We start from the raw sequence: 3707 nt of genomic DNA, 5'->3' as shown, positions 1-3707 counted from the left end.
GCCATTCTGGACCGCTTGCGCGTTCTGCGGGGCCGCCCCCTGCTGCATCGGACCGGTCTGCGGCCCGGCTGCGTTCTCATTCAGATTGATGGGCCGCGCGCTGTTGCGCAACTCGGCCCGGGACACCGCGGGCACCTCACCCGAGGCAAGGCCAAGCTGCGCGGGATGCGGCAGGCTGCGCAACGCCGCCGTCATGCGTTCGGCAAGTGCGGGCGCAAGGGTATCGTCCGCCACGGCGATAACCGCGTCGAGATCGGCAAAGCTTTCCGCAGGCGCCTCTCCGAGTGCGGCGGCAAAGGCTTTCATCACCTTCTGCGGCGTGATCGCACCGCCTTCGTTTTCGAGCAGGCCAACGACATGTTCCATCAGCGCCACCAATCCCTCGGCGCTTTCGGGGTCGATCCCCTCGGGCAGGGTGGCTATCCCTTCAGCCACCCCATCGGTGGCGAGCGGGGCCATCAGCGGCGCCATCTTCGCGCCCTCAGCCGGAAACTGTCCCTGCATCAACATCGCGAATCCCGACGCGGCATCACCGCCCTGCGTCAGGGCATTTTCGGCCCCGGCCGGTTTGCTCTGGCCAGCGGCGGGTGTGGCCACCTGGAACGCCATGGGAGTCATATCGCTGCCCCTCTTTCCGACTGTCGCAGGCGCCCCCGACGAGGGCGCCGTCGTTTCAGGAAATACCGACGTTGCCGTGCGGCACGGGTACGCTGCGGCGGCCTTGGCGGCGGGCGGCCAGCGTCTTCAGACGCAGGGTCCACTGGCAAAAGGTCGGCGGCGCATCGAAGGAGGTCATCGCGGCCAGCGACAGCCCGGCGGTCCCCCGCCCCTGAAGCTCGCTCAGTTGCATGGGCAACACCTCGGCGCTGGGGCCGGCGGCGAAAATATCCGTGGTTGTCTCGGGGAGGGACCAATACTGGGCCAGCACACCGCTCAGCCCGGCCCGGAAAGCATCGGGCACCAGACCCAGCCGCGCCAGCTTCGGGCTCTGCGCCGCCCGGTGATAGGCCAGCCCCACGAGGTAGAGAACGTTGTCTTCATCCGCCAGCGGGAAAAGCCCGCGCCCGATGACCGACAGCAGGATCTCTCCCAATGCCTCGCCCACCGCGTGGGAAACATCCGTAAACGCCTCTGCACTGCGAATGATGACGACGGAACCGAAAGGCACATCGGCGTCGAGTTCTTCTGCAAGGATATCGCCCAGGGCCACACCGGGGATCAGTTCGATATCCTCAAGCATGGCATCCGCACCCGAAGAACGTCCGTCGAGTTCGAAGATGGAAGATTGCACCGGAACAAGCGCCCGGATCATGGATTTGAAAATCTGGTTGTCCGCTGCATTGGCTGGACGGCAGGCACCCTTCCAGATGCCACTAATAAGTGAATTCTCTGCATTTACTGCCTCGTTCCGGACATTCTGTCCTTGATTATATACGGGCTGTTTTTTGTTTTTTGCCCGCGCTCTGCTCTGTGTTTACCATGAGTAAAGAGGCGTTAACCATTGTCAACGTTACAGAGGCAAACGGCTTCGCTTCCTGCGGGAATTTTCGAAGTGAAGCCATTCCGCCACAGACCTGGCTCATTAAGTCACACATTTTTTCTCATTAACGGGCAAATGGATTTTGGCCGGTCAGCGGGCCGATTCCCCGCCGCGCGGCGATCAGGGCTCGTCGCGATAGACGAGTCGGATCGAAATACGCCGGTTCTCCGCCGCGAAAGGGTTGGCAAGGTTCGAGGGCTGCGTATCCGCCACGCCCGAAATACGCATGAACCGCGCGGGCGCGAGGCCCGCGTCCAGCAGGATCCGCCGCGTCGCATTGGCGCGGTCCGCCGAAAGCTCCCAGTTGGAATAGTCGCCCCGGCTGCCATAGCTCGTCGCATCCGTATGGCCGACGATCTCGATCCGCTGGGGCTGCGCCGCGATGACATCGCCGATGGCCAGCAGCAATTCGCGGGTCCGCGCGCTCACGTCGGAACTGCCCCGCGCGAAAAGCGATCGCGCGTCCTGGTCCAGCACTTCGACGACCAGCGCATCCGTGCTTTTCTGCAACCGCACGTTCTGCGCCAGATCCTTCAGCGTCGCATCCTCGTTGATGCGCTCGGCGATCTCCTCCGCGATGGCCTCGATCTCCTTCTGGCGCGCGTCGTCGATCCTCTCGACGGCATCCCCGCTGGGCAGATCCGTTTCCGGCCCGTCGGCATATTCCACAACCACATCGGAGGGCAGGTCGCGGAGCCGGCTGTCGAAAACCATCATCGGATTGTCGCGCCCGAAAGACGGCACATCGACACTGCCCGGCGGCCCGCTGGCCCCCGACATGATACCCGAAGTCGTGACCGGGCGCAGATCCGCCGCCCCTTCGGAGGGGGAATCCGAATCCGCCAGCGTGGGCGTGAAATAATTGGCCAGCCCGCGCAGCTGCTTTTCATCCGACGCGGCAACGATCCACAGCAGCAGAAAGAAAGCCATCATCGCCGTCATGAAGTCGGCATAGGCCACTTTCCAGCCGCCGCCGTGGTGGCCGTGATCACCATCGCTATCGTAGCGTTTGATGATGATGGGGATGTTTTTCTTGGTACTCACGGTCTGGATTCAGTCACGATCAAGCCCTCCGGCGCGTGGATGCTGGCCGGATCAGGAAATCTCGGTGCTCTTGGCCGGAGCTTCCCGTTCGTAACGGCCAAGGCCCGATTCCTTGGCATGTTCCGCCTTGCGCTTGCTGTAGCTCGGCGCGACCAGCGGAGCGTCCGCGGGCAGGCCGAACATGGCGCGGTATTCGGCTTCGTTCAGACCGTGTTCCGCACCGATGTGACGCTTGAGCATCTTGAAGCCCTTGCCGCAACACAGGCAAAAGATCGTGTCCTCGGTCATCGCCTGATCCACCTGCATCGCCGGGGTCTGGCGCGCGATGGTGGCGGGGGCCGGTTGCGCTTCCGCCGGGGCGGTGGCGCCCTGCAGGCGCGCGACAAGCGTCAGGATATCGTCGATGGACACATCCGACCGGCTGGCATAGCCCGCGGCGATCGTCGCAATTGCAGTATCGCTCAGGCTCTGATTGGGCATTGAATTAGGCATGAGGCAACTTTCTTTGGACTGTTAATCTTGCCTTCTGCAAGGGTGTAAGGATGAATTTGCAAACGCTCTTTGTCATGCAAGAAAAGAATCAACTACTCACCGCCCTGCCATAACATATTTCGGGCAGTTAGATAATCTATCTTTAAGGATACCCGGCTTTCGCAAGCAGACGCGGCAGTTTTGCAATGGTGTTTCATGGCTGATCCGCCCGCGCGATGGTGGCCGGCTTGTCCTGATAGGCCAGCGTCTGCGCCACGATCGAACTGAACAACCCCGTGACGCCCAGACCGGCAACCGCGACGAGCGGCAGGTAGATATTGCCCAGCAGACGTTTGCGCAGGCTCCGCTTCGGCGGCTCCGGAAGGTCCGGCAGATCGGGCAGCGGCGGCGGTTCCGTGGCCGCCGGTTCCAACTGCGTGCCGAATTCGACAAAGACGCCCTGCGGCATCACGGCGACGCGCACCTTGCGGCGGCCGCAGTTCTCGGCAAAGCCTGTCGGGAAAAGCTCGCAAGGAATATCAAGGATCAATCCATCCTCGGGCCGCCATTGTGCCGCCAGCACCTTGCGCGGGATATAGAAGGACGTGAAATCGTCCCGCAGGGCGATCTCCCGCACCAGTACGGGAATCAT

5 protein-coding genes are annotated in these 3707 nt (G+C 62.6%); all 5 read right to left on the bottom strand.

Translation table 11 applies throughout. The annotated features are described in order from the left end of the window. Positions 1–618, bottom strand: a 618-nt coding sequence (locus A3764_RS12500) for a hypothetical protein (RefSeq protein ID WP_150122162.1), incomplete at its 3' end; no start/stop codon positions are given. Between the two features lie 55 nt (positions 619–673). Beyond that, positions 674–1312 carry a hypothetical protein gene (locus tag A3764_RS12495; protein ID WP_067923201.1) on the bottom strand — a complete coding sequence of 213 codons (639 nt, stop codon included), beginning with the start codon at positions 1310–1312 and terminating at the stop codon, positions 674–676. Positions 1313–1660: 348 nt separating this feature from the next. Continuing rightward, the gene (locus A3764_RS12490; protein ID WP_067923204.1) at positions 1661–2584 is read right to left on the bottom strand and encodes a flagellar motor protein MotB; all 924 of its coding nucleotides are present in this window, start codon (positions 2582–2584) and stop codon (positions 1661–1663) included. 51 nt (positions 2585–2635) lie between these two features. Then, positions 2636–3064: a MucR family transcriptional regulator gene (locus A3764_RS12485; RefSeq protein ID WP_067923207.1), complete on the bottom strand. Its 429-nt coding sequence runs from the start codon at positions 3062–3064 to the stop codon at positions 2636–2638. A 205-nt stretch (positions 3065–3269) separates the two neighbouring features. Further along, positions 3270–3707 (bottom strand): hypothetical protein (locus A3764_RS25180; RefSeq protein ID WP_067951634.1); only part of this gene is annotated, 438 nt, incomplete at its 5' end.

The sequence above is a fragment of the Sulfitobacter sp. HI0129 genome (assembly GCF_001635395.1).
GTDB lineage: Bacteria > Pseudomonadota > Alphaproteobacteria > Rhodobacterales > Rhodobacteraceae > Sulfitobacter.
Note: the sequence above shows the minus strand (reverse complement) of the source record. Positions and strands in the feature narration are given on the sequence as shown.

Coding starts and splice junctions, on each gene's coding strand:
- A3764_RS12485 (WP_067923207.1), bottom strand. CDS start 3,064: ATGCCCAATCAGAGCCTGAGCGATACTGCAATTGCGACGATCGCCGCG.
- A3764_RS12495 (WP_067923201.1), bottom strand. CDS start 1,312: ATGATCCGGGCGCTTGTTCCGGTGCAATCTTCCATCTTCGAACTCGAC.